The sequence below is a fragment of the Acidovorax sp. HMWF018 genome, assembly GCF_003061035.1.
Taxonomy (GTDB): Bacteria; Pseudomonadota; Gammaproteobacteria; order Burkholderiales; family Burkholderiaceae_C; genus Acidovorax; species Acidovorax delafieldii.
Window position 1 is genome coordinate 1 of sequence record NZ_QAIM01000417.1, and the last position, 3,894, is coordinate 3,894.

The following is a 3,894-nucleotide window of genomic DNA, read 5'->3' on the forward strand; positions in this document are numbered from 1 at the left end:
GCATCCTGCAATACATCTCGCCCAGCCTCCAGTTTGCGCTGGGGTTGTGGGTGTACCACGAGGCCTTTCAGCCCGCGCGGCTGGTGGGTTTTGTTTTGATCTGGGCCGCGCTGCTGGTGTACACCGTGGAGGGCTGGTGGACGCGTCAGCGGATGGCGGTGGCCTGAATCGCCGGGGGCGGTCCCTGTCGCCTGGGCTACTGGAAAACGCGCAGTTCGATTCTGTCAGCCACGCGTAAGATCCTGCGATTTGTCTGACGGGTGCTGCGCGTGTGTTGCTGCACCGCCCACCCACATATCCAGGCCAGAGCCCGCCACCACATGCTTTTTGGACGCAAAAACCTGTTTTCGGCGACGGATGCCTTCCCGTTGACCGATGCCGTGCTGGAGTTCGACGATTCGTCTTCAGTCGCCGTGCGACCTGGACGGCGCGCGCTGGATGGCTTTGGCCCCCGGGGAGAGCGCAGTGCGCAGTCCAAGTGGTGGGCTGTGGCGGGGCTCATTGGCCTGTACGCCCTGGCCCTGCTGGGGTTCTATGCGTTGGGCGTGGTGGGGGTCCAGGTGCTGTGGGTGCTGGCCGGTCTGACGACGGCGGGCTTCGCGGTGTTTGGTGCCTTGTTCCGTTTGGGCCTGCACCACAAACTGCGGCTGCGCCATCTCAAGCTGGGCATCGTGGTGGCTTCCATCTGCGGCATGCTGGGGTTGTTCTACCTGGAGCCTGTCACGCAGATTCTGTTGGCCCCCTTCATGTTTGTGGCAGTGGCTTACGGCATCTTTACCGTACCCCGGCGCACGTTGCTGGTGCTGACGGCCGGGGTGTTGTGCGCTTATGCGGCAGTGGCAGCCGCGCACTACGCAGAGCAGGGCAACGACGCCCTGCTGCGGCTGGAGCTGATGCACCTGCTGGCGCTGGCTGTATCGGTACCTGCGTTCATCGTGCTCATGGGCCGCGTGCAGCGGCTGTACCGCAGCCTCTACCAGGCCAGCCGCAAGATCAAGAACATCCAGGAAGATGCGCAGCGCGACACTTTGCTGGGCTGTTTCAACCGCCGCTACATCTTGGCGGCGCTTGAAGAGCAAAAGCAGCTGGCCGACGAAAGCGGGATTCCGCTGTGCCTGGCCGTGCTGGACATTGACCATTTCAAACGCATCAACGACGAGCTGGGTCACCTGGGGGGCGACGAGGTGTTGCGCACCTTTGCGCGCATTGCGCAGCAGGGCGTGCGCGGGGGCGACGTGTTTGGGCGCTACGGTGGCGAGGAGTTCTTGCTGATCTTCCCGGCGACTTCGTTGTTGCCCTCGCTCAACACCTGCGAACGCATTCGGGCCCAGGTCGAGTCGCACGCCTGGACGGGCCTGCTCAAAGGCCGCGTGACGGTGTCCATCGGTGTGACCCAGTATGTGCTGGGCGAGTCGGTGCTGGAGTTCTTCTCGCGGGCGGATACTGCCATGTACATGGCCAAGGAGGGCGGGCGCAACCAAGTGGTGGTCGAGGAGCCCATTGCCAAAGGCGACTCTCAGCTGTCGGACCTGTCGATCCCCAGCGGCCACGCTTTCTTGTAGTTTCTGGCCATCGGCTGGCGGTGTGCCGGCTATCGTTTGTGTTGGTCGGGTTGACAAGCGGCTTGCGGTGCCCACACTGAGGGTCTGCTCCCACCTGCGCGTTGGGTGGCATCGCACCGTGCTGCGCCTGCGCGTGGGTGCAGAAGCCCATGCCCCGCGTCCGTTCCATGTCCCCATCCGTTGACCTGTCGGCCGAATTCGCCACTGCCCAGCAGCGCGTGCGCATGCTGCAGCAGCAACCACAGGCTTTCCCGCATCCGGTAGACCCGATGGAGCCCGTGGAATGTATAGAAACCCACATCTCGTGGGTGCTGCTGGCCGGTGACTTTGCCTACAAGTTCAAAAAGCCACTGCAGCTGGATTTTCTGGACTTCAGCACGCGGGCGCTGCGGCATGCGGCCTGCGAGGAAGAGCTGCGCATCAACCGCCGGACGGCGCCGGGCCTTTACCTGGGCGTTGTCGGCTTGGTGAGCGATGCGGCAAAAGATGCTTCGGCCACGCTGCGGGTGGTGCCCTGGCAAGGCGCTCCACCAGGCGCCGAGCCCGCTGTGTGGATGCGGCGTTTTGCCCAGGAGGCACTGCTCGCTACCGCATTGGACGCACATCGTGTGTCGCCTGCGCAGATCGACCAGCTGGCGAGCCATGTGGCGCAGTTTCATGCCACGGCCGCCGTCGCCGCAGGCACCACCACCTGGGGCACAGCGGCGGCGGTGCAAGCGCCGGTGGGTGACTGCCTGGCGGCTCTGCTCCCCTCCGTGGCAGGCGCACTGCCTGGTCAGGGGCCATTGCTGGCGCAGGTGAGCAGCTGGTGCCAGGTTGAGGGGCAAGCCCTGGCCCCCACGTTCGAGGCGCGCCGGGCAGCCGGTCGGGTGCGCGAGTGCCATGGCGATTTGCACCTGGCCAACATTGCGCTCATCGATGGCGTGGCCCAGCTGTTCGACGCCTTGGAGTTCAGCCCCGCCTTGCGCTGGATCGACTGCGTGGCTGACATCGCCTTTGTGGTGATGGACCTCGCGGCCCATGGTCGGGCGGATCTGGCCTGGCGGTTCTTGAACCGGTGGCTCGAACACACCGGGGACTACGCAGGCCTGGCGGTGTTGCGTTACTACGGCTGTTACCGTGCCCTGGTGCGGGCGCGGGTTGCAGCCCTGCGGATGGACCCCACCGGTGGCGGTAGTGGCAGCGGGCACGCTGCGCAAACCGTGGAGGGGTATCTGGAGCTGGCGGCGGGCTTTGCAGGACAACGGCCTGCACGCTGGCCCACGGCGTGCCCTGCCACCTTGTGGCTGGCCCATGGCTTTTCGGGCGCGGGCAAGAGCACCCATGCGCTGGCCTTGGCGTGCCAGCGTGGCATGCTGCGTGTGCGGGCCGATGTGGAGCGCAAGCGCCTGTTTGGCCTGGCGCCCAATGCTGCCAGCGACGGAATACCGGGCGGCATCTATACCGAAGAGGCCACACTGCGCACGCATCAGCGGCTGGCGCAAGTGGCGCGCGAGGTGCTGGCGGCAGGCTACTGCGTGATTGTTGATGCCACCTTGCTGGACCGGGATGCCCGCGCACTTTTCCTGGAGCTGGCCGCTGCCGCGCAAGTGACCTGCCACATTCTGTCGTTCGAGGCCCCCCTTCCGGTGCTGCGCGAGCGTGTACGCCAGCGCGCGCTGGCCGGAGGCGGTGCGTCAGAGGCGGACGTGGCGGTGCTGGACGCCCAGTGGGCCCGAGCCCACCCCCTGCAGCCTCACGAAGAGGCCATCACGCTGCACGTGGACACCACGGCGCCCGTGAACTGGAACCGTCTGCTGCCACACTGACCCCGGTGGCACCGGCGGACCGCTACGGGGCCAGGTGGCCGGGCATGAAGTACAGCAGCACGCTCGTCATCACGAGGTAGCGCAGGAACTTGCCCACGGCCATATAGGCCAGACACTGCCAGAACGGCAGCTTTAGCCAGCCGGCCACCGCGCAAAGCGGGTCGCCCACCACCGGCAGCCAGCTCAAGAGGCAGGCCCGCGCGCCAAAGCGCTTGAGCCAGCTCAGTGCCCGCACCTCGGTGGCATTGCCGCGCGCCTTGTCCACCGCCTTGTGCGCACCCAGGCCCATCCACCAGCTCACGCCGCCGCCCAGGGTGTTGCCGAGGGTGGCCACGACGATGGCGGGCCAGAACAGGTCTGGGTTGAGCTTGATCAGACCAAACACGGCGGGCTCGGAGCCCAGCGGCAGCAGCGTGGCCGAGACAAAAGACACCACAAAGACTGTGCTCAGTCCGAATTGCGGCAGGGCCAGCCATTCGAGCAGCTGGTGCATCCAGATTTCCATAGCCGTTGAGTGTAGGGGG

3 protein-coding genes and 1 pseudogene are annotated in these 3,894 nt (G+C 65.9%); 3 read left to right on the forward strand and 1 reads right to left on the reverse strand.

Going from position 1 to position 3,894, the window contains the following annotated elements; genetic code table 11:
- The 3 genes and pseudogenes from DBR23_RS17100 to DBR23_RS17110 form a co-directional block, all read left to right on the forward strand.
- Window positions 1-167, forward strand: a pseudogene (locus DBR23_RS17100) (EamA family transporter RarD); the annotation flags it as partial.
- Window positions 168-320: 153 nt separating this feature from the next.
- A complete protein-coding gene (locus tag DBR23_RS17105; RefSeq protein ID WP_108499042.1) occupies window positions 321-1,562 on the forward strand; it encodes a diguanylate cyclase in 1,242 nt (413 codons plus the stop codon).
- Window positions 1,563-1,729: 167 nt separating this feature from the next.
- Complete coding sequence (locus DBR23_RS17110) at window positions 1,730-3,370, forward strand: bifunctional aminoglycoside phosphotransferase/ATP-binding protein (RefSeq protein ID WP_108499044.1); 1,641 nt, start codon at window positions 1,730-1,732, stop codon at window positions 3,368-3,370.
- 22 nt (window positions 3,371-3,392) lie between these two features.
- Here the strand turns inward: DBR23_RS17110 and DBR23_RS17115 are convergent, their stop codons facing one another.
- Window positions 3,393-3,863 (reverse strand): YqaA family protein, encoded by a 471-nt coding sequence (locus DBR23_RS17115; protein ID WP_199227733.1) that lies wholly within the window; start codon window positions 3,861-3,863, stop codon window positions 3,393-3,395.
- Window positions 3,864-3,894: the final 31 nt, after the last annotated feature.

What these genes read in the sequence shown, in the direction of transcription:
- DBR23_RS17105 (WP_108499042.1), top strand. Translation starts at nt 321, where the DNA reads ATGCTTTTTGGACGCAAAAACCTGTTTTCGGCGACGGATGCCTTCCCG.
- DBR23_RS17110 (WP_108499044.1), top strand. Translation starts at nt 1,730, where the DNA reads ATGTCCCCATCCGTTGACCTGTCGGCCGAATTCGCCACTGCCCAGCAG.
- DBR23_RS17115 (WP_199227733.1), bottom strand. Translation starts at nt 3,863, where the DNA reads ATGCACCAGCTGCTCGAATGGCTGGCCCTGCCGCAATTCGGACTGAGC.